Genomic DNA, 25,110 nt, shown 5'->3' with positions numbered 1-25,110 from the left:
AGTAAAAATGCCATACGACAGAGTTTGAGATAGAACTTAACATATAGATTATAGCCAAATATGTTTAATTTCTTCAGAGCAATTAAAAAGCAATCTCTTATCATACTTATTGTTAGACAATCGAGGGTTTTTGTTGAAAGTTTTGACACGAGGCCTTAATTGTCTATATGTCTCCAACATCAATCCAGTCACACTATATAGAACAAGGGGGTACCTTCCTTGTAAAACGTATTGGTGGAGGAATTGACCATGACAAAAAGGAATGATGAGAGACACGTCTATTTTGTAGGAGGAGGCCTCGCTTCATTGGCTGGTGCTGCGTACTTGATTAGGGATTGTGGGTTCAAAGGAGAAAACATTCATGTTCTTGAAGGACTATCTGTTCTAGGTGGGTCAAATGATGGCGGTGGGTCTCCGATAAAAGGGTTTGTTTGCCGAGGCGGACGTATGCTGAATGAAGAAACATACGAAAACTTCTGGGAGTTATTTTCCTCAATACCATCACTTGAAGAAGAAGGCATGAGTGTCACAGAGGAGATTCTAGCATTTGATGACGCACACCCGACACATTCCAACGCTCGTCTTATTAATAAACAAGGTAAGATTTTAGACGTGATGAGTATGGGCTTCAATAATGAGGATCGTATAGCCCTAGGAAAATTATTACTAACACCGGAAGAAAAACTAGATCATCTAAAAATATCCGATTGGTTTGGGACGCATTTTTTTGAAACGCATTTTTGGTACATGTGGCAAACGACATTTGCTTTTCAAAAATGGTCAAGCTTATTTGAATTTAAGCGCTATATGAATCGGATGATCTTTGAATATTCGCGTATTCATACATTAGAAGGAGTAACGAGAACGAAGTATAATCAATACGAATCCGTGATTTTACCACTCAAAACTTTTTTAGATAATCATGGGGTCGATTTCTCATTAAAATGTACGGTGACGGACTTAGATTTTGCTAATACGCAAGAGATTACTGTGTCAACGATTCATTATACGACAGAAAAAGGCGAGGGGACGATTTCATTAAAAGAAAAAGACCTTTGTATTGTGACAAATGGATGTATGACAGATTGCGCCACATTAGGCGATCTTCACACCCCCGCCCCATTTAATGCTGAAGATCCTATTTCAGGGAATTTGTGGGCCAACATTGCAGCTAAAAAACAAGGGCTTGGTAATCCGAAACCTTTCTTTTCGGACCCCGGACAAACGAACTGGCAATCGTTTACTGTCACGTTAAAAGGTAACAAACTGCTGAAGAGAATAGAAGCTTTTTCTCGTAATGTGCCAGGAAGTGGTGCTTTAATGACGTTTAAAGACTCCAGCTGGCTCATGTCTATTGTGGTGGCACACCAGCCACATTTTAAAGGACAAACTGAGGATGAAACGATCTTTTGGGGATATGGATTATACACAGATCAGCTAGGGGATTATGTGAAAAAGCCTATGCGAGAGTGTACCGGTGAAGAGATATTAATAGAACTGCTTCATCACCTTCACTTTGATAAAGACGTGGCTGATATTTTAGCTGACGTTGTTAACGTAATTCCGTGTATCATGCCGTATATTGTGGCACAATTCCAACCGAGGGCGATGACTGATCGACCAAAAGTCGTTCCAGAGGGCTCAACAAACTTTGCGATGATTAGTCAGTTTGTTGAGATTCCTGAAGACATGGTGTTTACGGAAGAGTACTCGGTTCGTGCTGCGAGAATCGCGGTTTATGAGTTGTTGGGGATAACGAAGAAAATCTGCCCTGTTACGCCTCATCAGTATGATATTCGAACATTATTTAAAGCGATAAATACGACGTTTAGGTAGATAAACAGCAAAAAAAGGAACCATGATCATGATCCGCTTTCCTAAAAGTAGACGTATAAAGAATTATGTCTACCCTTAGGGAAGTTTTTTTGCCTGGAGTAAATTTTTTATGAAGAGAAATGGATATTAGATAAGTTTATAAAGGCTTATAGCTATATGATTCATTTGCGCCTCTTAATTTAACGTCAGGGTTAATGAAAGTGGAATGGAAAATGTTAGATACAAATTTAAAATATATTTTGAAAAATTAAAAAAATCAGTTGACATTATTTGAAAAAGCTATTAACATATACACAAAGACATATATACGTTAATGTATTTATGTCTTGTGGTGTGTATAAAAAAAGTGGGAGGTGAGCTAAATGGGTGCAACTGTAACTTATAAGCAAATTAAAAAAATTAAACGTCGTAAGTAAGGTAACTCATTAAGAATATGTAATTTATATCTTTAACCCTCCAATATAACTGTTGGAGGGCCTCCTTATAAACTAGGAACGGAGGGGTAATGATGGAAAAGATTAAAGACATAAACTATTTCATAACTGAAGATTGGCATTTACAAAAGCAATCTCTTTTATATGCGGATCATACAGTAAGAGATTTTAAAGGGGAATGGTATTTTTCGAAGGGGCATATAGAATTCCTAATTAGCTACATAGAGGGAGTTAACGACTTTTCCGGTTTAACTGAGGGTTATATAGAAATCTACACAAAATATGATAATGATACCTTTAAATGTGATTTTTCTAGAAGGTTAGAAAATTTTATTACAATGAAACTAGCAACAGTTGATGTGGTTTACATAGAGATGGCTATTCCTAACGGTAGTAAACAAAGTGATGTGAATAAAATTCTTAAAAACAATTCAAATTTATCTCTATATACAACTTTGGTAGAAAAAAGCATAAAAAAAATGCCAATGCATAAAACAGCAATGAGGGATATTGAGTGTCGAGCTATTATGAATGAAGATGTAGAGGACGTGTTAACTTGTTTGAAGAAAGCCTATTCTGTAGGCTTATTATCTGAATTAAGAAATGAAATAAACGTGCATAATTTTAATGAAAATATTCAAGATTTCTATAAACAAAACCTTCTTTCTTCTGCCATGATTTCAGGAGTGGTTACTTATAAAAATAAATTTGCAGGCCATGTGACTTTTTCAAAAAATGAAGAAGAGTCAGAAGCCACTCTCGTAGATCTATTTATAATTGATGAATATAAAGGACTTGGGTTAGGTAAAGAACTGATGGAGTGGGGAGGAAGGGAATGCTTAAATAATGGAATAAAAACGCTCAAAGGGACTGTGGATACTAATTTAAGTAACCAAGATCCTTTAGTATCGAATCTAATGAGAGATAATTGGAAAATCTCTAAATTTGTATTTTTAGTTAATGGAAAGGAGGGGAATTTACGTTGTGGATCATGACCTTTACAATATGGCCGTAAATGGTGTGTCTCTTAAAATCCCAATTGATATGAAACAATTAAAATTTCATAAGCTAGATGCCATATATTTAAAACATTACCAAGACGTTGAGATAGACGGGGAAAGCTGGTGCTCCTTTCTTACTTCAGAAACTAAAAGAAAAAATGAGCTATTGAAGGTAGTAGAGGTACTAAATCACAAAAAAATAGATTATTTATTATTAAAGGGACTCTCATTTCAAAAATACTATCCTAGTACATTATATAGGTATAGTCTAGATTTTGACTTTAGTGTGTCAAATTTTGAAGAATTTCTGAAGTGTGCAGACACCTTATTTTCGAGGGGTTTTGAATATGAGTCATATCCTCAGTTTAGTTATAATCAGGAAATGAGAGGAGTAATAAAACTTATTAAATACTTGGATGGTGGGGATACACTATCACTTGAATTTAATATTGGAGGATTTCCAGCAAGTGATTTTACTTGGATTGATTATTCGATCATTTCTAAAGATTCGAGAACAATGTATAAAAATGAAGTAGCAATTAATATACCTTCCCATATCGCTAATTTTATTATATTTTTGGCAGAAATTAATGAAAGGGATGTGTTACGAGTTAGAGATGCCTTAGATTTCAAGTATATGATTGAGTATATAAAAATCGAAAAAGTGTCCACCACTTTAAAATCCCTTTATTTGTATAAAAATGTTCGAAGAGTCTCTAAGTATTTAGAAAACCTTGATGGCGGAAAGCAAGAGAATCAATGGTTTAGAAATATAAGAAGAAAATATCACACATTATTTCTAGATAAGAATCATATAATACCAATGATATATAGGAATCATTACACGCCTCTAAGAGATTTGTCGATGAATTACTACAAAAGAGTTGGAGAAGTATTGATTGATAATGATTTTTTTATAAATAATATTAAAAAATTCGAGTTGTTACTAGGTGTTAGAAAGAGGTTTTATGCAGGAATATTAACTCACTTTATTCCAATTAATCACGATAAGTATGATTCTTTTCAGTGGTTAACTGAGGAGAATATGGACCTTGTAGAAACACCTTTAGGCCTTTTTTTGGCTAGTAATTTCTGTGTTCATACGGAAGTAGAATTGGAAAAAGTAGAAGAACTAACAAATTTTTAAAACAGGAGGGAATAAAAATGGGAAAAAATATTCTTAAGGTTTGTTTAATGGGGTTAGCTATTACTTTTGGGACACTAACTATTTCTTTTACCGATCACCCTCATGAGGCATCAGAATATAAAGCTAGTGATCTGCCTCATGTTCACTAAATAGGTGGAGAAATTTAATGCAGAAAAAAACACATAAAGAAATTGATAGAATACAGAAATCTGGGAATATAATAAAAGAGTGTCATGAAGAACTGCATCATTTTATTAAGCCAGGGATAACTACACTCGATATAGACAGCTATGTGGAATCTTTTATTCGAAAAAATAAAGCCTACCCTTCCTTAAAGGGATTTAACAATTACCCTTTCGCTACGTGTTGTTCTGTTAATCAGTCTGTCGCACATGAACCTCCCAGTAAACGAACATTAAAAGAAGGTGATATCGTTTCAGTCGATATTGTAGCCAATGTGGAAGGTTATCATGCTGATCGTTGTTTCACTTATTCTGTCGGTGAAGTTGATAGTGAAATGAAGCATTTGATAAATGTTGCTGATACTGCTCTGAAAATAGGCGTGTCTCAATGTAAAGAAGGAAGAAAAATAAGTGAAGTGGGACAAGAAATAGAAGATTATGTTTTAAAGCATCAATTTTCGATTGTTTATCAATTAGGAGGGCATGGGATCGGCAAAGCTATTCATGAAAAACCATTCTTTCCTCATCTAGGGGCAATAGAGGAAGAGTGGGATTTTTTCCTTGAAGAAGGCATGGTATTAACAATTGAGCCTATGTTAAATATAGGATTACCAGAGATAGTCCTAAAAGAAGATGGTTGGACATATGAAACAATAGATAGAAAGAATTCAGCTCATTTTGAGCATACTATTTTAATAAAAGACGATTGTGCTGAAGTGCTTACTTAACCTAAAGGATTAAATCAGCGAAAGGTTTGCCTCTCCTATATGATATCAGGAGAGACGTTTATTTAATCCTTTCTCTTTTTTATGTTCTACTTTCTGTAAAGCCTCATTTAAATTCCTTTCAGCAAGTTCAGCTAAGTGATAATTACCTTGTAATTTAAAAATCATTATAGCAAGGTTAACATATTCATCTCCTGTTTTTTCCTCTAGTAAAATCATACAATACCCTTTTTGGTATAGAAATTCACCTAAGAGATATAATAGACCATTATTTATACAAAATAATCTCCCTTCCTCACTAACCTCTATTGACTTTTCTAAATTCCCAAGGCTTTTTTCTATTTTGGCTAATCCATATAACATTCTAGCCTTAATATTAGGGTCTAGACTTGGTAAAATTGTGCTTTCTTTTAAAGCTCTTTTGTAATATTTATGTGCTTCCTTGCTATTTCCAGACAAATCATAAACAATTGCTAAGCTATTTATAATTTCTAACTCTCTTTCTGAGCAAAATCCATTCTTTTTATTAGTCATACTTAATGATTCTTTTAAAAGGTCTATACTATGTTGATAATCTTTATGTACGTGTGCAATGCCAATACCCTTGTGCCATAAAATGAATTGTGTCATTTCAGTTGAGTTGAAATAGTTGTCCTTTTCTAAGTCAATTATTTGAAGAACGTCTGCATATTCATGATTGGTAATTTTAGTTCTAATAACTCTCGTGAGGGTTTTCATATAATCATACCTCGTATAAGCAGATTCATAAAAGAGATCATTAACTTTAATACCTAATTTAATGGAGATGAGAAATAGTGTTGAGGATAAGGGAAGCACTTCTCCTTTTTCCATTTTACTTATTTGGGCTTGAGTACAGATATCTTCGGCAAGCTCTTTTTGAGTGAGCTTTCTGAACTTACGATAGTATCGGATCGATTCACCAATTTTCACTAAATCTGTCGCTTTCACCTCAAAATCACCCTCCTATTTTTAGAAAATTCCTAAAAGAATAAAAAAAGAGATTTTAGCACTATTTTGATGTTATTTACTTATATTATAATTTAAACTCTTTATTTTCAGAAATGCAAGAAAATTGATATTAATATAATATTAAGAAAATTGACGAAAGGGTGGTGTGTATGAAAAAGCGATTTATCACAATTGAAGATACAACTTTAAGAGAAGGTGAGCAAACCCCAGGAGTAGCTTTTAATGAAAAGCAAAAAAGAACAATTGTTGAAAAGTTAGCAGATGCCAATGTGAAGTTTATTGAAGTTGGTATACCAATAATGGGTTCTTTAGAGTATCAAACAATTAAAAATCTCGCATCTGATCCAAATGTTCCGACGCTGATTGGGTGGAACAGAGGGAGAAAGGAAGATCTGGATAAGACTCTAGAAGCAGGGTTAAAAGCTTTACACATAGGGTTACCCTCGTCAGATATTCACATCAAGGAAAAATTTAATAAAAGTTATGATTGGGTTATCGAAACAGCGATAGAACTGGTGGAATATGCAAAAAAACAAGGCGCGGAATTTATTTCAGTTAGTGCTGAAGATATGGGAAGAGCTAACAGTGAGTTTTTAAAGAGGTATGCAAGAGCCCTGGCTAAAGTAGGAGCTTCGCGTATGAGATTATCTGATACAGTAGGGTGTTTAATGCCTTCCCAAGTTGAGAATATCGTTAAAATGCTTAAGAAAGAAGTACCTGAAGATTTTGACTTTCAAGTTCACATGCACAATGATTTTAATCTCGCACTAGCTAACGTTTTGGCAGGAGTTGATGCGGGAGCTAGCCAAGTACATGTCACCATTAATGGACTTGGTGATAGAGCGGGCTTAGCTTCTTTTCATCAAGTCATTCCAGCATTAGAAAGTTTGAAGGGGTATCAAACAGATATAAATATGAAAAAAATACCTGAAATTTCTCGACTAGTTTCAGAATATAGCAAACTTCCTGTAGCTGGGAACGAACCGATAGTAGGTGAACATGTGTTTACTCATGAATCCGGTATTCATGTTGACGGCATGTTAAAGGTAAAGGAAAGTTTTGAAGCTTTTGATCCTGAAATGTTAGGGCGTAAACATGAGTTTGTTTTAGGTAAGCACAGTGGTTCAGCAGCCATTCAATATATTTTAGCTCAAGAAGGGCTTGATATATCAAGAGACATTGCAAAAGACATAATTCCAGCAATAAGAGAAGTCTCTACTATTTTAGGAACACATGTAAGTCCATCTCTAGCTGTATCACTAGCAAAAAATGTAATGAAATCAAAATCATTAGTTGTATAAAACATATAAAGGAGTGGTGACAAGATGGATCGTTTTTCGCACATCGCATTAGCTAAAAAATTGTTAGAGACAGCTGGAGAGAGGCCAGAATTAGCCTATATGTCAATTCTTCCATTAGTGGATGGTGAGCCAAGTTTCCTTCATAGGTTGCATAGTCATCCACTAGTAAAAGGGCCAGTGGTGGTTGATTGTGCAAAAGTAGTTTTTGGAACGATAAAGGGTCATGTACCTACTCTTAATACAGATACGTTTGAATTAAGGAGATTTGAACAAGAAAAGCAACAATTTATTGATGCTTTTAATGAGGCAATAGGGACGGATAAAGAAATGGCAATTGATGATGGCTATGGCGCACTATTATCTGTTATCTCACATTCATATTTCGACACGTATAACAATGCTGTTCAAGCATTTGCACCGTATGAAAGTTACTGTGCAGGCCAATATGAGATGTGGAGTAAAGTAGATTATTTCAACTATCGTATTAAGTGGTATCAAGAAACAGCACCCTCAGTAAGAAATAAAGTGGTGTCAGAGAAATTTTGGGACAACTATTCTTTTACAGCCGAAGAATTAGTTAAAGGTATGGTAAATCGAGTAGCTAGCTTTACGCGACCAAGAGTATCTGAAGAAACAATAAAAAGAGTTGAACATGATTTAGGAGTCTCTCATTTACCATACAACAAAAAAGTCGAAGAATTCTATTTGAATCTGGAAGAAACGTTAGAAAAGCACTTAATTGAGTCGGTTAATGAAACTGAGAATATCGTTGTACAACTATAAAAATTATATGAGGTGATGATGATGATTACAATTAGTAAAGACCATTTACAAGACCTAAGTGAAGGAAGAAAAATGTTAATTAATGAAGTGGTTAAAGAATTTAAAGAAGAGAATGGTCAAATAGTCTTTCCTTCGTTTGAAAAAGTGAAAGAAACAGCTGAATTCTTAAACATTCCTCTTGCTTCATTTTTTGATGAAGAGAACAGCGATTTAGAGAGTGGCGTAAAGATTTTAAGAGATGGAGAAGGCTTTTCACGAACGAGTCTGAAGAACGGTAATAAATATTACACCTATAATCATTTAGTTACGACAAATACGGAACCTAGTTTAATGCCTTTACGTGTTGAGTTACATGTGAAAGATGAAGATCATGTTACTTTAAATGGGGGACATGGCTCTAAAGAAATGGTCTACATTACAAAAGGTGTTGTGAGAATGCACTGGGAACATAATAAAGAGCAAAAAAGCATTGATTTAAATAAAGGTGATTCTGTGTATATAAAACCAGGAGTTCCTCATAGTTTTATTTCAGCTCAAGATGACTCAGAATTGTTGGCTTTTAATTATTAGGATTTTTTGAATTAAAGCTATGGATTTCCATAGCTTTAATTTCATCTATTAACTAGAGGAAGTGATGTATCAATGTACGTTGTTAAAATTGGAGGCTCTTTGATCACAGATAAAAATGCTTATTGTAAGCCTGAATTCGAAAATATCTATCAATATGCCAAAATTATAAAAAAAAATTGGACTGCTTTGAAAGGTAACCTAATTATCGTTTTAGGTGGGGGCTCATATGGTAATGCCGTTCCTAAAAGGTATCACATAGATAACAGTATGAACCATTGGAAACCTGAAAATATAGCGATGATGACGATAAAGATGCAAGAGTGGATGAGAGAATTTTACTATGCTTTTAAAAAATATGATATTCCATGTTATCCATTCCAAGCAAGTGCTTTTGTGGTTTCCAATGAAGGGGAGCATTATTCTTCATATATTGACCCTATTAAAAAGTGTTTAGAAATGGGGTTACTTCCAATTATTTCAGGAGATCTCGTGTTTGACGAGAAAAATGACTTTGGTATTTTCTCAAGTGATAAAATACCAGAAGTTATAGCAGAGCACTTAGATGTGAAAAAAGTTGTCATGTTAACAGATGTACCAGGAGTCTACCTCCAAAATAATAAAAAAGAGATTATAAAGACGATAAATAAACAAAATTATCGTTCAGTACTTGGAGAAACGGGCGGATCGTTGAAACAAGATGTAACCGGAGGAATGAAAACAAAGGTAAAGTCCCTTTTTAAGTTATCGCAATATGGTTGTGACAGCGTTATTTGTGATGGAAGAGAACCAGAAAATATTATTGAGGCATTCAATGAGGATAAGCAAATTGGTACCTTAATTGAGGGAGGTAACACAAATAACATAATGAGAGGAGACATCATTTAATGCTAATAGCCTTTGCAGGGACTGATGGATCAGGAAAGAGTACACAAGTAAAAGAAGTTAAAAACAGGCTATTAAAAGAAGGGTATAAAGTCCAAATTCTCGATAAATGGGATATTTTAAAATCGGAAAAATTTCCTGAATGTAAATTTATAGATACATCACTTAATGATTTGAGAGTTAATATTGCAGAAATGCAAGGAATAAGTAGAGCATTATTTTTATTCTGGAGTATTACCATCACATTAACAAAGGATCAGTTAGAAAATGAGGATACGATTTATTTACTCGATGGATATTGGATGAAACACGCGGCTTCCGAAATCGAATATGGGTGTGATGAAAGATGGATAGAGCTAACGTGTAAACAGTTTCCTAAGGCAGATTTGACTTTTTATTTTGATGTTCCACCTGAAATAGCATTAAAACGTAAACCTGAGTTGACCCCTTATGAGTGTGGACTAGCTATGGATTTAAATAAGACTAAGTTTATAAATCACCAAACTAACTTAAGAAATAGGCTTTTAAATTGGGCCGATACTTATCGGTGGCTAAAAATATCATCCTTAGAACCAAAAGAAAAAATCACCAACTTTGTGGTTGAGAAAATATCACAAGTAACGAGGGAGAAAAATTTAATATGAAAGTTGGCTGGATTGGAACGGGAAGCTTAGGAAAAGCAGCTGTGATGAAAATGTTACGTGAAGGTGAAAGAGTAAGAGTTTTTAATAGAACTGCTGAGAAAGCAGTATCTTTAGTAAAGGAAGGGGCTATATTATATGACTCTCCTTCACACCTTGCTTTAGACTGTGATATTATCTTTCTCTGCTTGACAGGACATCAAGCATTACACGATGTTTTGTATGAAGAAGGTGGTATATTGCAAGGACAAAAAAGAAATTTAATCATTGTTGATATTAGTACGCTATCCCCACAAATAACTCGAGAAACAGCTCACTATTTAAGTGAATATAACATCCATTATTTGGATTGTCCTGTTTCTGGGGGACCAGAAGGAGCTTTAGCTGGTAAATTAACTGCGATTATTTCTGGAAATAATGAGGCTTATTTTCAAGCAGAAAGGTATATTTCTCTTTTTTCGAATAAAAAGTATTATGTAGGTGATTCCGGCTCTTCCCAAACGTTAAAAATACTTAACAATTTAGCGGAAGCAATTAATTTATTAGCAGCTTCAGAAGTCATTGCCCTAGGGTTAAAAGAAGGATTCAGTTTGCCCACTTTAAAGGAAGTATTAACAGAGACACGTGGGAACTCTATCTATATGAATATACTTTTAGAGCGCCTCATGAACCCTAGCAAAGAAGTATCAGCCTCTTTAGAAGTGCGTGTAAAAGACTTAAAACTGGCAAATGAATTAGCAGAAAAAAATAATCTGGAACTTTTACAAGGAAAATTGGCTTTGCAACAGTTCTTCAGTGCTGAAAGAAATATCGGTAAACAAAATGACCAGTCTGAGTGTATCAAACTTTATTTGAAAGAAGTTGATATAAATGAAACCTAGACACCTTTTTAGACATTATTTAAATAATCCAGATAAGCTTATTCGTACAATTGGTGCTCATGATGCTATCAGTGCCAAAATAGCGGAAAAGAATGGATTTGAAGCGATATGGGCTAGTGGATTTGAGATATCTGCTAGTCATGGTAAGCCAGATGCCAACATACTAACGATGACGGAGTTTCTCCGAGCTGCTGAAATGATGGTAGAAGCAGTAAATATTCCAGTTATAGCAGACTGTGACTCAGGGTTTGGTAATGTTAATAACGTTATAGAGATGGTGAAAAAGTACGAGAAGGCTGGTATCACAGGGATATGTCTTGAAGATAAACTATTTCCTAAAGTTAATAGTTTTATTAATAAGAGACAAAAATTAGCCGACAAACATGAATTTGCGGCGAAAATAAAAGCGGCTAAAAATACCCAAGTATGTGATGATTTTGTAGTCATTGCTAGAGTGGAAGCTTTGATTGCAGGTTTGAGCATAGAAGAGGCTATTGAAAGAGCGGAAGCATATGAGGAAGCTGGGGCAGATATGATTCTTATCCATTCGAAAAAAAGGACTTCATATGAAATTGAAGAATTTAGGGGGAGGTGGAAATCAAACACGCCTATAGTCATTGTTCCAACGACTTATCCCTCTTTAACAGAAGTGCAAATAAAACAATTAAAGATTAAAATGGTAATTTACGCTAATCAGGGGTTACGCTCTGCTATTAAAGCGATGAATAATACACTATTCAAGCTAGGGCGTTCAGGATCTTTAGAACAAATAAATAATGATTTAGAATCAATGGAAAGCATTTTTGAATTGCAAGGGATGAATAACATGTTATTAAATGAAGAGAAATATGATAATTACCAAGCGAAACAACTATCTAAAACCTAATTGACATATATATGTTTATGTATATAATGATCATATGGATATTAATATTGAACAGAAATTAAATAAGTTGTTAGAAGGTATTGATGAGAAGTACAGAGATAAGCACTACACATTAGCATTTGTTGATATAGACAAATGCAAACCTGAAAAAGGAGCTTTAGAGGAGATTACACGAACATTTTTAGAGGTAGTTAAAGATACGCTCCCTTGCGATGCATACTATGTAGGAAGAGATGAATTTATCCTTATTTTAGAGGGCTGCAAAAGTGATAAAGCACTTAATCTGTTAATGGACTTGAAGCATGCATGGAAAAATAGTGAGAAGAACACGTTTCATCTAACATTTAGTGCAGGAATTGCTTCTAATTCAGAACATGGTGATCATGCAAGTCAAGTTCTAACAGGTGCTGAAGAGGGTCTTTACCGTGCTAAACAGGAAGGTAGAAATATGATTATGCAGCCAGAAAAAGATCAAAAAATAATGAAAAGTAATTACTATTACCCTTACCAGCTGAAACGCTTAAAAATGTATGCTGAAAAGACGAATAATAAGGAAGCTGATATTCTTAGGCTTGCTTTAAATGAGTTTTTTAGACGTCACGATGAACTTTAGGCGGTAGAAGAATACCGCCTTTTTAGGGGGAGCAAAATGTGAGTTTAGCAAACTTAGAAGAAAAAACAAAATTAAAAGAAAAGCAAGTTTGGAAAAATAAGAATTTCTTATTTTTATTGCTTGGTCATTCTGCACACAATTTTACATTCCATATATTTGCTTTAAGTATCCCTTTGATCATTTATGATTTGACATCCTCATCTTTTTACATGGGAACAATGAAAGCGATCGAGTTTATACCTAATGTCGTTTTAGGGATTCTTATTGGGGTTCTCATTGATTGGTTCAATCGAAAGAGAATCATGCTGTTATCAATTTTGATTAAAATTTTTTCCGTTATATTCATCATCTTACTTCTTGCTACCTCAACTATTCAACTATGGCATCTATATTTACTAGGCTTTTTTATTTACACGTGTATTTATGCTTTTGCGAATACTTATCAATCAATTATCCCTTCTATAGTTGATAAGAGCCAGCTGACTACCGCTAATGCTTATATTACGTTTACCAATACGATTTTTAATTCAATAGGACCTGCTATGGCTGGGGCAATTATACTTTATACGACTTATGTTGTAGGCCTGAGTATTACTTTGCTTGGATTAATCGTTTTATTAGTTTGTGTATTACCTGTAAAGCTTCCTTCCTATGAGCCGCGATCCCATTTTAACTTAAAAAAAGATATTATAGAGGGATGGACACAACTTTATGGAAGTAAAGCTTTGTTCAGTGCCACATTATTAATTTTAGGAAATAATATAGCATCAGTGTCTACTAGTACGATTCTAATATTTTATGCACTTGATGTTATTGGTATCACTGAAGGACAATTAGGCTTGATTTTTAGTATTTCAGCTATTGGTGGCGTTGTTGCAACACTAATAGCTAAATATAGTAAAGATTATGTAAATAGAGGGTACATATTTATCCTGGCTACTTTTACTGTCAGCCTAGCTCAATTTGCTATTTTTCTGTCTTCTAATTGGTATGTTATTTGTATGAGTATGTTTTTTGTAGGATTTAGTGCGACTATCTGTAATGTGCATTATTTTGCTTTGAGACAAGAAAGCACCCCATCGCACCTTTTAGGAAGAGTCATTGGGACATCTTCAATGATCATGAAGCTAGCTCTGCCATTTTCTTTTTTAGTCATTACCTATCTTGCCGACATAATAGAGGTAAATCTCATTTTTCTTATGACCTCAATGTTTTTGTTAATCATAGCCATATTGGCTTTAAGAACACGTTTAACAGATCTTAAATAATTGTGTTTGTAAAGCTGTAGCTGGAGAAGTAGGGTGTCTCTCTAGATTGCGTCACAAGTAAATACTAGATTTACAGTGTATCCTATGGATAACTGGGCTTTTGCACACGACAGAAAAATATCCATAAGTGACATGTGAGAAAAAACCACATTTGCTTAATGAAGTTGGTTTAAGCTCACATCATATGACTAGTACCCCCCACACACGAACTGAGTGGGGGGCAGTTACAATGGAATTGAATTGCAAGGGCTGGGGCGACCCATCCAAAAGTTATTTTATTAGATGAAGCAATAAGCTCTCTAGATGTGACGACCCAACTTCAAATATTGGATCTTCTCATTGAGCTAAAGAAAGAGTATCATTTATCATATGTATTCATCACGCATGATTTAACAGCCGTGACGTATATTTGTGATCGGGTGATGTTTATGAAAAATGGTCTTGTAGTGGAATCAATCGATCAAATGGAAAATTTGCCCCATCTGACACATCGTTATTCTAAAAAGTTACTTACCTCTGTTTTAGACATCGGTTGCCATCATCAAAGACAATGATATAAAAGTGAAAGGTAAAGGTAATGAGTAAAAGTTATGAGAAAACCAGCGCTTGATCAAACGAGTATAACAACTAAACAGTATCTTTTTTTAGTTATTCCTATCACACTATCAGCAGTTACAACACCGCTTCTAGGGGCGGTTGATACAGCTGTCGTAGGTCGCATGCCTGATCCTACTTATATAGGTGGCGTTGCAATAGGCACATTAATATTTAATACGATTTATTGGTTACTTGGATTTTTGAAAGTGGGAACGTCTGGATTCACTGCTCAAGCAAGTGGCATGAAACAACCTCAGGAGTTAATAGCTGCGTTTGTTCGGCCGGCCCTTTTAGCAGTAAGCTTTGGCTTACTATTTATCATTTTACAGATTCCAATTGAAAAGAGTGCTTTTTTGCTAATTGACACAACACCTTCTGTAAAACAGTTGGCATCAGACTATTTCTCAATTAGAATTTGGGGCGCACCATTTGCATTATTAAATTATTGTGTGCTTGGCTGGTTAATTGGTTCAGCAAGGGTGAAGTTATCACTTGCTCTGCAACTTTACATGAATATAAGCAATATTTTTCTTAGTGTTTTTCTTGTTCTTGGTCTCAATCTCGGAGTTAAAGGGGTGGCATTTGCGACATTATTCGCTGAAGTGAGCACCGTCATTATCGGTCTTTTCGTATTAAACAAACTGGCTATCTTCTCATTTGAAAATTGGCGTACCAATGCTTTTTTACAAAAAGAAAAGTTTGTTTCTATGTTAAAAATGAACAGAGATTTATTTATTCGGACACTATGTTTATTATCTATGTTGGGCTTTTTCACTGCAAAAGGTTCGGAATTGGGTGTGGAGATACTTGCAGCCAATGCTATTTTAATTCAAATTCATTATTTATTGGCATACATGTATGACGGACTTGCTGGCGCTAACAGTATTTTAACAGGAAGGGCGTTCGGACAATCTAACTATGAGTTGTTTAAACGAACAAAAGCCTTGTCTTTTATTTGGGGGTTAGGTCTGTCCGTGGTGATGGTGATCCTACTGTTCGTATTTAAAGAGCCATTTCTAGCACTTTTCACAACAATTGACAGTGTAAAAGATCTCGCGTTAACGTATTATTTTTGGATATTGTTATATCCTTTAGTAACGTTTTGGGGATTATTATTGTATGGGATGTTTACCGGAGCTACAGAAGGAGCCCCCATTCGAAACTCAATGATAGTATCGTTAATTTTATTTTTTGCCGTATATGCGCTGACATTTCCTTCATGGCAAAATCATGGATTGTGGCTAGCATTTATCGTGTTTAGTTTTGGACGTACAATATTTTTATGGGCATATATTTCGCGATTACACACCAAAATAGCCCAAGTATGTAAAGCAGCTTAAAAAAGATTAATAGAATAGAACGAACCTTCAATCAGTGAGCGCTTTAGCCCTTCTCCCTGATTCTTAAGTATTTTAAAAGTTATAGCCCCCACCTAAGCGTAGGTAGGGGCTTTTGATCAGGCGGCTTTGAGCCGCCATCTGATAGTCGATGTTTGTGGTTGCTAAACCCTTGATATGATGACAGCTTCGTTAAACATATGAGTCATCCTTTTTTAAAATAGGAGATACAGTTAGCGACTATCAGTTTTCAATAAAGAATAGAGTTGGAGATCACTATAAGTGTCACCAGATTTTTCACTTTCCCTCAAGGTTCCCTCGTATAGGAAGTTCACCTTTTCTAAAAGTCGAATTGAATTCACGTTGTTTGGTTCAACTTTTGCTTCAATACGATGAAGGTTGAGTTTTAAGAAGGCGGCATCGATTAAATCTTTGACCACCTCAGTGCCATAACCTTTTCTCCAGTAAGGGTAAGCGAGTTCATAACCAATCTCGGTTTTTTCGTTTTTTAGATCAAGTAAATGATAGCCGCATGACCCAATAATGCGCCCGGATTTTTTCTCAATGATTGAGAAACGGAGCGCCTGTTGTTGCTCAGCAAGTTCGTTTAAGTAATTAATCATGTCAACAGCCTCGTTCTGGTGGCTGAAGGTTGTGATATTCATAAACTGTGTGACGCGAGGATCAGACCAGATAGGAAAAAGGCTCTCAGCATCTTCTGCTTTCACTTGTCTCATGACTAATCGTTCAGTTTGGCGTTCTGTTAGCAAATTATTTTACCTCCATTTATAGAATGATTATATGAGGAAAAAATAATCGTTTCTGTGCATCATTCAACCCTTTCTAAGATAGAAGTGGTTAAATTATACATCGTTTCAAGATGGAAATGCTAGTTTGATGATGATAAAACGAGGGCTTTTCTAGTAAGCAAGTTTGAGAGTAAATGATTAAATTGGATTAAATAAAAAAATAAGCAGGATTTAGCCAATAAATGTAGAATTTATTATACTCATGTAAATAAGGAGGGTTTTGAAGGGGAAAGTGAAATGCTTATTTTTGTTAATTGCAATGCTTTTAGTTGTCTCTCCAGTAACAACTAGTGGGAGTATTGCAAAAGTAGTACAGATTTAGAAAATATAGATGCTTTAGGGCTAGAAGAAATTTTAGAGGAAAATGATATTTTGATTGAAAAAGAGCGTTATGTAGTAAAACATGTGTTGGGGGAATCACAACATGTTGAAATAAATGGCGGGATGATTCGAACTTTAAATTATTCAAAATCGAATGTCAAAAAAAACAACAGAATGGTCTAGTTTTAGAAGGATTTCAGATAAAATTAGTACTGGTAGTGCAGGTGGTTCTATTTCTTCAAATCGAATAACAACTTTTGGAACGGTTGCTAGTGGGAGCTATGCTAACTTAGTTTTTTCGTTAAATAAATCTAAGAGAAGTATGGGGTATACATTAAATGTCCCAAAAAATTCTAGAGTCTATTTAGGTTACAGAGTGAAATACAATGTAGAAAAAGGAACACGGATCACTAAGACAGGTAAAGCCGTTAGAGATCGCCGGCCATATAAAATTAAAACTCCGTTTTACGGAGAATACAAGTGGATAAGGTACTAAATGATGAAAAAACAAAAAATAATGGGTCTGATTATTTATATACTATCAGTTGGAATTTTAGTTTATTTTTATTATTCACCCCACATTTTAATACCTGCTGGTTATGAATTAGCGATTGATGGTTATGTCCTATCAAAAAATGTGCTTCTATTTTTGATTTTTATGTTATTCGCTCAGTTTGGATTAATTTTGTTTAAGCAATCTCTTAAATAGTTTCCTCTGGCTCGACTACTCACTAGGTGTCGAGCCTTATATTGCGTTCTGCCAATGCCTCTCCAAGTCAATTTTTATCGACTGCTTCACTTTTCTCGCCCCGTTCAGGTGTTCTTAAAAACGTCACGTCCACCACAACAGAATGTTCATTCTTCATAGCGGTGTAAGGATCATTTATCTATTATAATTGTCATGTTACATCTTTCATCTTTCATAGTTTATTTGGTTACTAATTTTTTGTATGGAATGATAATTAAAGTAATACTAACGTCTGTATTATTGTCCGTACACCAAAGGAGTATCTCTATTTAAAATGCACGGCAACTGCCTACCATTCATAATGTATGGGTAGGAGGGAATCATATGAAAAATTCAGATTATCCATTATACCCAAACTACGGTAAGGTCACATGTTATGAAGATGTGCCAATTAATGTACCTGAACAGCGCCAGAAACGGCAACCAGGAGTAGAGCGATTGATGGAACCGGCCCCGATTGTGGAGAATCCACATGAGACAGGGAGTGAAAAGTTAATCAACAAAGTGGCGCTTATTACTGGTGGAGACAGTGGAATCGGTGCCGCTGTAGCGATTGCGTTTGCTAAAGAAGGAGCAGATGTGGCGATTGCTTATTATGATGAACATGAAGATGCCACACGAACAAAACGGCGGATTGAAGAGTTGGGACAGCACGCTTTATTGATGCCTGGAGACTTAAGGGAAAAGGAGCAAAATGAAGAAATTGTCGCTAAAACAATTGCAAAGTTTGGCCGTCTCGATATCGTTTGTAATCATGTAGGGATGCAGCTACAACAAGCAAGCTTGCTCGATATTACCGATGAACAGTTTGATAACACGTTTAAATTAAATGTCTACTCATATTTTTATACAACTCGAGCAGCTTTACCATACTTAAAAAGAGGTGCTTCAATTATTAATACGGCCTCTGTTGTGCCTTATGTAGGCTATGATCAGTTAATTGATTATACTGCTACGAAGGGAGCGAATGTCGGCTTTACGAGAGCACTGGCGAACAATTTAATTGAAGACGGTATTCGAGTCAATACGGTAGCGCCAGGAGCTACGTGGGCGCCACTCATCCCAGCCAGTTTCCCAGCTGATCAAGTGGCAATCGTCGGGAGTGACAGTAACCCGATGCAACGTTACGCTCAGCCATTTGAGATCGCACCTGCCTACGTCTATCTGGCATCTGATGATGCGCGCTTCATAACAGGCCAGACAATTCACGTAAACGGTGGTCAATGGACATCCTCTTAAGGAAAGGCTGCTACTGAAACTGGAGAGGTTACTGTTAAAACCGAGATGTGTCGCGTAAAATCACGGGTCGGTTGCGTGAAAAATCAAGTTTAATGCTGAAAAAATGAGAGTCATTGCTGAAACTGGGGAGATTATTACTGAAACCAAGATGAGCCGCATAAAATCCCAACCCCTATACGTATACGAATGGAAATAGCAATATTAAGCGTTCACATTTTTAACACAAACTTAATATGATCTCTCCATCCTATTAGATAAATGTCTCGTTTTTAATATTTAACTCTGTCATTTATATGAAAATGTCTTATTGATGTCACTATAAAGTTTTAGTCATTTAAAATATTTATGTAAATTTGATATTCTATGTGCCGTATAAGTCCTAAGTATTTATAACCTTCAATTCGTTTACATGAGTTAAATAATCAGTTAACTGAATGGTAAAAAAGAGGTGTTACACTTTAACAAGAGTTATTAAAAAATCATTTTGAAGGAGGAAGGCGTATGTTGAAAAAACTCTTTGTTAGTGGCCTTTCAGTTATGACACTTCTCGTAGGGACAGGGGCGATGGCAGAAGGAGAAAAGCCAGATCCCCCATCTAAAAATGAGGTTGATAATGTCATCTTGTTTATTGCTGACGGTTATTCTGCAGGGTATAACGTTAACTATCGTTATTATAAAGAAGATGGTGACCCGGTGTGGGATAGCTTTTTAACAGGGATGATGACAACACACTCTGCGAACAATCGAATTACAGATTCCGCAGCAGCTGGAACAGCGATGTCTACAGGTATGAAGACAAAGAATGGCTTCATTGGTTTAAACGAAGAAGGCGAAAAAGTGCAAACCATTCTTGAAGCGGCTCACGAATCCGAGAAAGCCACCGGCCTTGTAGCCACGTCTACGATTACCCATGCGACACCTGCTGCTTTCGCATCCCATGTAGATTCGCGAAATAATCAAACTGAGATTGCGCGCCAATACGTGGACAATGGAACGGTAGATGTCCTTCTTGGCGGAGGAAAGGACTATTTTTTACCTGAAAGTGAAGGTGGTCATCAGGAAACACGTCATCTTTTAAATGAAGCAAAGGATGACGGTTACGAATTTGTGGAAAATAAGGACGAGTTATTAAATGCGAATAGCAATCAAATACTTGGTCTTTTTGCCAACGATAGTTTGGAACCGGAATTGCATCGAGAGGGAACAGAACAACCGAGCCTGGCAGACATGACATCAAGCGCGATCGAGGCATTAAGTCAAGATGATGACGGCTTCTTCCTCATGGTAGAAGGAAGTCAGATTGACTGGGCTGGCCATGCCAATGACGCAGCGTGGGCAATGAGTGATACTGCAGCTTTTGAAGAAGCTGTGATGCAAGCGTTAAAGTTTGCTGAAGAAGATGAACAGACATTAGTCATTGTCACAAGTGACCATGACACTGGTGGTATGACTCTGGGAGGCTATCATAGTCACGGGACAGATGTAGAGATTTTACGCGAAGTAACAGCTACAGGTGAACATATGGCAACGCAACTGAACGAGGATCGAAGTAATGTGGAAGAGGTAATAGAAGCTTATACGTCTCTCACATTATCAGATGAAGAAATAGAGACCATTGAGGAAGCTGATGACCTAGAACTAGCTATTAACCATACCATTAGTCACTATGCAGGCGTTGGCTGGACAACAACCAATCATACAGGGATTGAAGTGCCAGTCTATGCTTACGGAAAAGGGAGTGACCATTTTCAAGGATTAATTGATAATACTGATTTGGCTAAAAATATTGCAACGGTTTTAAACATCCCGTTTTAAACCAATCCAATTTAAAGAGGGAGCTGTCTTTCCAGGCAGCTCCTTTTTTATATTTAAAAATAAAGATCTTAGAGTGGGCTTACTGAACCTGTAGGCCTTGATATGGTCACAATGACTAAAATCAGAGGAAAAAACATTCAACTATAACGGTGAAAATCCTTGCCCCTCATACTCGTTGAAAGGTTCTAACTTAAGAGGTGTCGCAGAGCGGAAAAGGAAACGAATGAGCTCCCGCAAAGTAAAGGTGAGGAGGTCTCTGGACTAGTAAGACATGACAAGGTTACGTCGAACCGATGTCGTGGTGATACCTACGGATAAAAGCTATACAAGCAATACCTCTCCGGTCGAAGATGAAGTTGTTCAGCAGATCCTAGAGGAATCCTATTCTGACGGTGTACCTGAAATCACAAGATATGCTAGTATTAAAAATAAAGTTAAGCTATTATTTAAACTAATAGGGAAGAGATTTTTAGGGGGAAGTTGAATGGAAAGAGTGGAGGCTGGATTAAGAGACAAAAGCATCGTGCTCATTGGTTTTATGGGAGTGGGAAAAACGACAATTGGACAGTTAGTAGCTGAAAAACTGTCTCGTCCTTTTATAGATATAGATAAAGAAATTGAAAAAGAATTTGGTATGCCTACTACAGATATTTTTCAAAAAATGGGTGAGAAGGTCTTTCGTGAAAAAGAAAAAGAAGTGATCATTAATTTTTCAGAGAAAAAGCTAAACGTTCTTTCATTAGGTGGTGGCGCGTTTTTACAAGAAGATGTGAGAGAAGCTTGTTTAAAAAATTGTCTTGTTTTTTACTTAGATGTCTCTTGGGATGTTTGGAAGGAAAGAATCCATATGCTTATTGATAGTCGCCCTGTATTAAAAGATCGATCTATCGAAGACATAGAGGAGCTGTTTTATACGAGACGGGACATTTATTCACACCACCATTGGCGAATAGAAACAGATAACCGGGAAATTGAAGGTGTTGCCAATTATATCGTCGAGTCGTTAAAGCATACGTGGGAACAGAGTGAACGTTAAAAAATCTAACTTCTGCATTCTGGCATCAAGTGATGTCATATTAAAAAAAAACTGCAGGTAGAATTGCATATTGAGGAGGCCATTTTGAAAAACATCATTAAAGTGAAAAATATTAAAATCGGTGAAGGCACTCCGAAAATTTGTGTGTCAATGGTCGGAAAAACAACAGAAGAACTTGTTGAAGAAGCGTCCTTCTTACAAGAATTAAATCCCGATATTGTCGAGTGGCGTGTGGATTTTTATGAACATGTAGAAAATATACAAAGCGTTAAAGACACGTTGACTGAATTGCAATCTATATTAAATGAAAAACCGCTTATATTCACCTTCCGTAGTTTAAAAGAAGGTGGCGAAAAAGAAATTAGCATGGACTATTATGTGGCATTAAACAAAGCGGTGGCAGAAACGAAACACGTTGATTTCATTGATGTCGAGTTATTTAACGACGAGAAAGATGTGGTTACACTTATTGGGGCTGCTCATGCTCAAAATGTACGTGTCATTATGTCAAATCATGATTTTGATAAAACACCGTCTAAAGAGGAAATTATTAACCGTTTACGCCGAGCACAAGAGTTAGGTGGGGATCTGCCAAAAATCGCGGTAATGCCAAACTGTTCTGAAGATGTGCTCACATTACTTGATGCTACGATAACGATGCACGAAAAGTATGCGGATCGACCGATCATTACGATGGCAATGGCAGGTAAAGGAGTTGTTAGTCGGTTATCTGGTGAGATTTTCGGATCAGCTGTTACATTTGGAGCAGCTAAGACGGCTTCAGCACCAGGACAAATAGCCGTTAATGAATTACGCCAAACATTGAATTTGTTACATCGACAATTAGAATAAAGAGTAAATCAGAACTAGCCGTAAAGAGCTTTTTAAATAGATTCGATCATCGATTTTGATGATCGAATCTATTTGTGTTTCATTTAGATTATGTCACTTAGTGTAAACGGTGCGTAAGCAGTAGATTATATATTATTTTTAAAAAATGTAAGGCTGTTTTTTTACTGTCGTTTCCAGCTAACAAAGGAGATTTAAAGATAAAAAGAGGTAAAAAATCCTAAAAATAGTATTTAATTCGCCGCGAATAGTTAACAGGCAACCTGATAATTTATAGATAAGTGTTATATTAAAATATTAATTAGCCCCTTCATTTTAGCTAATTTCAGATAAATAAATGAATTAGTCCTAAATTAAACTATTAGGAAAATCAAAAGTCCCTGTACTTAACATTAAACTGTTGAATGTTATCCGCCGATATTAACTAAAGAAGGGTTATGTTAGATAAATTTACACCCTATTTACAAAAAAAGTCTGGGGGGGAGATTAATTGACGAATTATCTAAATTGGAAAAATATAAATTTAGGCAGAAAGTATACCATTATTTTTTCTTTAATGGCTAGTGCGTTTATTATAGCTATTTTCGTCACATTTTTATTTTTAAATCATACAGGAGACACGATGGATGAGACCGTTGTGAAAAATGAGGTGACGATTCACTCGGCGGACTTAGTCACCCTATTTCATGAAAAATATATTCTTATCCCTGAATATCTGTTAATGGCTGAAGACGAAAAGCTCACAGAGTATCTAGCATTCAGTCAGTCGTTTGCGGAAACAGCAAAAGAATTAATGCCCAATTTGCCCGACGAACAGTTGGATATGTTTTATCAAATGATAGAGAACAACCATGAGTTAGATCAATATTTCTTTAGTGTCGTCGTCCCGAATGTTCAGCAAATTAATACCAATGAGTTTACAGATATACAAGCGTCTGTTCAAGAATTAAAGGAGGATACAACACGCATCGGTGAGGAATTAAAAAGCTCTGCTGTGGCGTTCAATCAAGACGCGATGAGTGCCGCACAAAGAGATTTACGAAACGTTATTTTTATCCTTATTTTTTCGACAGTCGCAGCGATCGCCATTTCGTTCGTGTTCCTGTTTATTATGAGCCGCAGTATTAAGAAGAATTTAAATAAAATTGTCGTCCGAAGTCAAGAAATTGCCGACGGCCATTTGAATAACGAGGCACTTGAGTATGACGGTAAAGATGAAATCGGTCAGCTATCTTTGTCTATGAATCATATGGGAGAAAGTCTACGAGACATGATTTCGCAAGTGTCTGAAGTATCAGCGCTTGTAGATAAACAAAGTGTACAGCTTCTTCATTCATCGGAAGAAGTGAGAGAAGGAAGTGACCAGGTGGCAGTTACAATTGAAGAGCTGGCAAACGGCGCCACATCTCAAGCGGACAATGCCACAGTAATTTCGGAAAATACAAAAGATTTTAGCCAAGATATTGATGAAGCTACTGCACATAGTAATGAATTGGTTGATTTCTCAAAACAGGTTCTTGACGTGTCCATTAAAGGGAATCAAGACATGGAAGAATCGTTGACCCAAATGAATCGTGTGAATACAGTCGTGAAATCATCTGTGGCAAAAGTGAAAAGTCTTGAGTCTAAAACACACTCAATCACTGAGATTGTGGACGTGATTAAATCGATTGCAGAGCAGACAAACCTTCTAGCATTGAACGCTTCTATTGAAGCAGCAAGAGCTGGAGAAGCGGGGAAAGGGTTTGCGGTTGTGGCAACGGAAGTCCGAAAATTAGCAGAAGAAGTGACACATTCGGTGGAGAATATAACGGGTATTGTGTTATCCATTAAAACCGAAACCACTTCAATTGCTGAGGAGCTAAACGTAGGCTACACAGAAGTGAGTAAAGGAACTGAAGTGATTGAACGAACTGGTATTCAATTTGGAGACATAAAGAATAAAGTAGAGGAAATGTCTGATAGAGTAACGGGAATATCCACGATATTTAAAAAAGTAGCGCAATCAAGCAAAGAGATTAATGAGTCCGTTGAAAATATTGCGGCTGTTTCAGAAGAGTCGGCTGCAGGATCAGAAGAAATATCGGCCACGGTAGTAGAGCAAAGTCAGGCAGTTGAAACGATTGCGGCCAGCGCAAAACAACTCACTTCCAAAGTAGAAGAAATGAACAATATGATTAAAAGGTTTGAATTATAATGCGACGAAAGGAAGGAGGAAG

At 36.0% G+C, this 25,110-nt stretch carries 24 protein-coding genes; 22 read left to right on the top strand and 2 right to left on the bottom strand.

The annotated features are described in order from the left end of the window. The first annotated feature begins 249 nt into the window (after nucleotides 1-249). From BK581_RS09325 to map, 5 genes are all read left to right on the top strand, one after another. Nucleotides 250-1,836, top strand: a complete 1,587-nt coding sequence (locus BK581_RS09325; protein WP_078577916.1) for an oleate hydratase — start codon at nucleotides 250-252, stop codon at nucleotides 1,834-1,836. A gap of 508 nt (nucleotides 1,837-2,344) precedes the next feature. Further along, nucleotides 2,345-3,265: a GNAT family N-acetyltransferase gene (locus BK581_RS09320; RefSeq protein WP_169837649.1), complete on the top strand. Its 921-nt coding sequence runs from the start codon at nucleotides 2,345-2,347 to the stop codon at nucleotides 3,263-3,265. After that, nucleotides 3,255-4,418 carry a nucleotidyltransferase family protein gene (locus BK581_RS09315; protein WP_169837648.1) on the top strand — a complete coding sequence of 388 codons (1,164 nt, stop codon included), beginning with the start codon at nucleotides 3,255-3,257 and terminating at the stop codon, nucleotides 4,416-4,418. Before BK581_RS09320 ends, BK581_RS09315 begins: the two co-directional genes overlap by 11 nt. 17 nt (nucleotides 4,419-4,435) lie before the next feature. Continuing rightward, nucleotides 4,436-4,567 (top strand): hypothetical protein, encoded by a 132-nt coding sequence (locus BK581_RS20440; protein ID WP_276327422.1) that lies wholly within the window; start codon nucleotides 4,436-4,438, stop codon nucleotides 4,565-4,567. A gap of 17 nt (nucleotides 4,568-4,584) precedes the next feature. Next, nucleotides 4,585-5,328 (top strand): type I methionyl aminopeptidase, encoded by a 744-nt coding sequence (gene map / locus BK581_RS09310; protein ID WP_078577913.1) that lies wholly within the window; start codon nucleotides 4,585-4,587, stop codon nucleotides 5,326-5,328. 45 nt (nucleotides 5,329-5,373) lie between these two features. Here the strand turns inward: map and BK581_RS09305 are convergent, their stop codons facing one another. Next, nucleotides 5,374-6,294 carry a helix-turn-helix domain-containing protein gene (locus BK581_RS09305; protein WP_078577912.1) on the bottom strand — a complete coding sequence of 307 codons (921 nt, stop codon included), beginning with the start codon at nucleotides 6,292-6,294 and terminating at the stop codon, nucleotides 5,374-5,376. A 170-nt stretch (nucleotides 6,295-6,464) separates the two neighbouring features. Here BK581_RS09305 and BK581_RS09300 point away from each other — a divergent pair, with 170 nt between their 5' ends. From BK581_RS09300 to BK581_RS09255, 11 genes are all read left to right on the top strand, one after another. Next, on the top strand, nucleotides 6,465-7,616 hold the full coding sequence (locus tag BK581_RS09300) for a LeuA family protein (RefSeq protein ID WP_078577911.1): 1,152 nt from the start codon (nucleotides 6,465-6,467) through the stop codon (nucleotides 7,614-7,616). 24 nt (nucleotides 7,617-7,640) lie between these two features. Then, entirely contained in the window at nucleotides 7,641-8,399 is a 759-nt protein-coding gene (locus BK581_RS09295; protein WP_078577910.1) for a hypothetical protein, read from the top strand. A 21-nt stretch (nucleotides 8,400-8,420) separates the two neighbouring features. Then, nucleotides 8,421-8,969 (top strand): cupin domain-containing protein, encoded by a 549-nt coding sequence (locus tag BK581_RS09290; RefSeq protein WP_169837646.1) that lies wholly within the window; start codon nucleotides 8,421-8,423, stop codon nucleotides 8,967-8,969. A 72-nt stretch (nucleotides 8,970-9,041) separates the two neighbouring features. Further along, nucleotides 9,042-9,854 (top strand): isopentenyl phosphate kinase, encoded by an 813-nt coding sequence (locus tag BK581_RS09285; RefSeq protein WP_078577908.1) that lies wholly within the window; start codon nucleotides 9,042-9,044, stop codon nucleotides 9,852-9,854. Then, nucleotides 9,854-10,495, top strand: a complete 642-nt coding sequence (locus tag BK581_RS09280; RefSeq protein WP_078577907.1) for a nucleoside/nucleotide kinase family protein — start codon at nucleotides 9,854-9,856, stop codon at nucleotides 10,493-10,495. The genes BK581_RS09285 and BK581_RS09280 overlap by 1 nt, the downstream gene beginning before the upstream one ends. Next, nucleotides 10,492-11,373 carry an NAD(P)-dependent oxidoreductase gene (locus BK581_RS09275; protein ID WP_078577906.1) on the top strand — a complete coding sequence of 294 codons (882 nt, stop codon included), beginning with the start codon at nucleotides 10,492-10,494 and terminating at the stop codon, nucleotides 11,371-11,373. Before BK581_RS09280 ends, BK581_RS09275 begins: the two co-directional genes overlap by 4 nt. Continuing rightward, the gene (locus BK581_RS09270; protein WP_078577905.1) at nucleotides 11,363-12,259 is read left to right on the top strand and encodes an isocitrate lyase/phosphoenolpyruvate mutase family protein; all 897 of its coding nucleotides are present in this window, start codon (nucleotides 11,363-11,365) and stop codon (nucleotides 12,257-12,259) included. Before BK581_RS09275 ends, BK581_RS09270 begins: the two co-directional genes overlap by 11 nt. Before the next feature lie 34 nt (nucleotides 12,260-12,293). Beyond that, nucleotides 12,294-12,872, top strand: coding sequence for a diguanylate cyclase (locus BK581_RS09265; protein ID WP_078577904.1), 579 nt, complete (start codon nucleotides 12,294-12,296; stop codon nucleotides 12,870-12,872). A 38-nt stretch (nucleotides 12,873-12,910) separates the two neighbouring features. Continuing rightward, nucleotides 12,911-14,140 (top strand): MFS transporter, encoded by a 1,230-nt coding sequence (locus BK581_RS09260; RefSeq protein ID WP_078577903.1) that lies wholly within the window; start codon nucleotides 12,911-12,913, stop codon nucleotides 14,138-14,140. 305 nt (nucleotides 14,141-14,445) lie between these two features. Further along, nucleotides 14,446-14,694, top strand: coding sequence for a hypothetical protein (locus tag BK581_RS19945; RefSeq protein ID WP_143709657.1), 249 nt, complete (start codon nucleotides 14,446-14,448; stop codon nucleotides 14,692-14,694). A gap of 36 nt (nucleotides 14,695-14,730) precedes the next feature. Continuing rightward, nucleotides 14,731-16,077, top strand: a complete 1,347-nt coding sequence (locus BK581_RS09255; protein WP_078577902.1) for an MATE family efflux transporter — start codon at nucleotides 14,731-14,733, stop codon at nucleotides 16,075-16,077. A gap of 230 nt (nucleotides 16,078-16,307) precedes the next feature. Here BK581_RS09255 and BK581_RS09250 read toward each other — a convergent pair whose 3' ends face one another. Next, nucleotides 16,308-16,844, bottom strand: coding sequence for a GNAT family N-acetyltransferase (locus BK581_RS09250; RefSeq protein ID WP_078577901.1), 537 nt, complete (start codon nucleotides 16,842-16,844; stop codon nucleotides 16,308-16,310). Between the two features lie 1,432 nt (nucleotides 16,845-18,276). On the opposite strand from BK581_RS09250, the gene BK581_RS09235 reads away from it, so the two are divergent. From BK581_RS09235 to BK581_RS09210, 6 genes are all read left to right on the top strand, one after another. Beyond that, a complete protein-coding gene (locus BK581_RS09235) occupies nucleotides 18,277-19,191 on the top strand; it encodes an SDR family oxidoreductase (RefSeq protein WP_078577898.1) in 915 nt (304 codons plus the stop codon). 501 nt (nucleotides 19,192-19,692) lie between these two features. Further along, nucleotides 19,693-21,006, top strand: coding sequence for an alkaline phosphatase (locus BK581_RS09230; protein ID WP_078577897.1), 1,314 nt, complete (start codon nucleotides 19,693-19,695; stop codon nucleotides 21,004-21,006). Between the two features lie 271 nt (nucleotides 21,007-21,277). Next, the gene (locus BK581_RS09225; protein ID WP_078577896.1) at nucleotides 21,278-21,490 is read left to right on the top strand and encodes a hypothetical protein; all 213 of its coding nucleotides are present in this window, start codon (nucleotides 21,278-21,280) and stop codon (nucleotides 21,488-21,490) included. Continuing rightward, nucleotides 21,491-22,042 (top strand): shikimate kinase, encoded by a 552-nt coding sequence (locus BK581_RS09220; RefSeq protein ID WP_078577895.1) that lies wholly within the window; start codon nucleotides 21,491-21,493, stop codon nucleotides 22,040-22,042. Between the two features lie 84 nt (nucleotides 22,043-22,126). Beyond that, nucleotides 22,127-22,894 (top strand): type I 3-dehydroquinate dehydratase, encoded by a 768-nt coding sequence (gene aroD / locus BK581_RS09215; protein ID WP_078577894.1) that lies wholly within the window; start codon nucleotides 22,127-22,129, stop codon nucleotides 22,892-22,894. A 487-nt stretch (nucleotides 22,895-23,381) separates the two neighbouring features. After that, nucleotides 23,382-25,088 carry a methyl-accepting chemotaxis protein gene (locus tag BK581_RS09210; RefSeq protein WP_245828983.1) on the top strand — a complete coding sequence of 569 codons (1,707 nt, stop codon included), beginning with the start codon at nucleotides 23,382-23,384 and terminating at the stop codon, nucleotides 25,086-25,088. Nucleotides 25,089-25,110 lie beyond the last annotated feature (22 nt).

Source organism: Salipaludibacillus agaradhaerens (assembly GCF_002019735.1).
Taxonomy (GTDB): domain Bacteria; phylum Bacillota; class Bacilli; order Bacillales; family Salisediminibacteriaceae; genus Salipaludibacillus; species Salipaludibacillus agaradhaerens.
The sequence above is the reverse complement of the archived record's forward strand: the minus strand, read 5'-3'. Positions and strand labels throughout refer to the sequence as shown.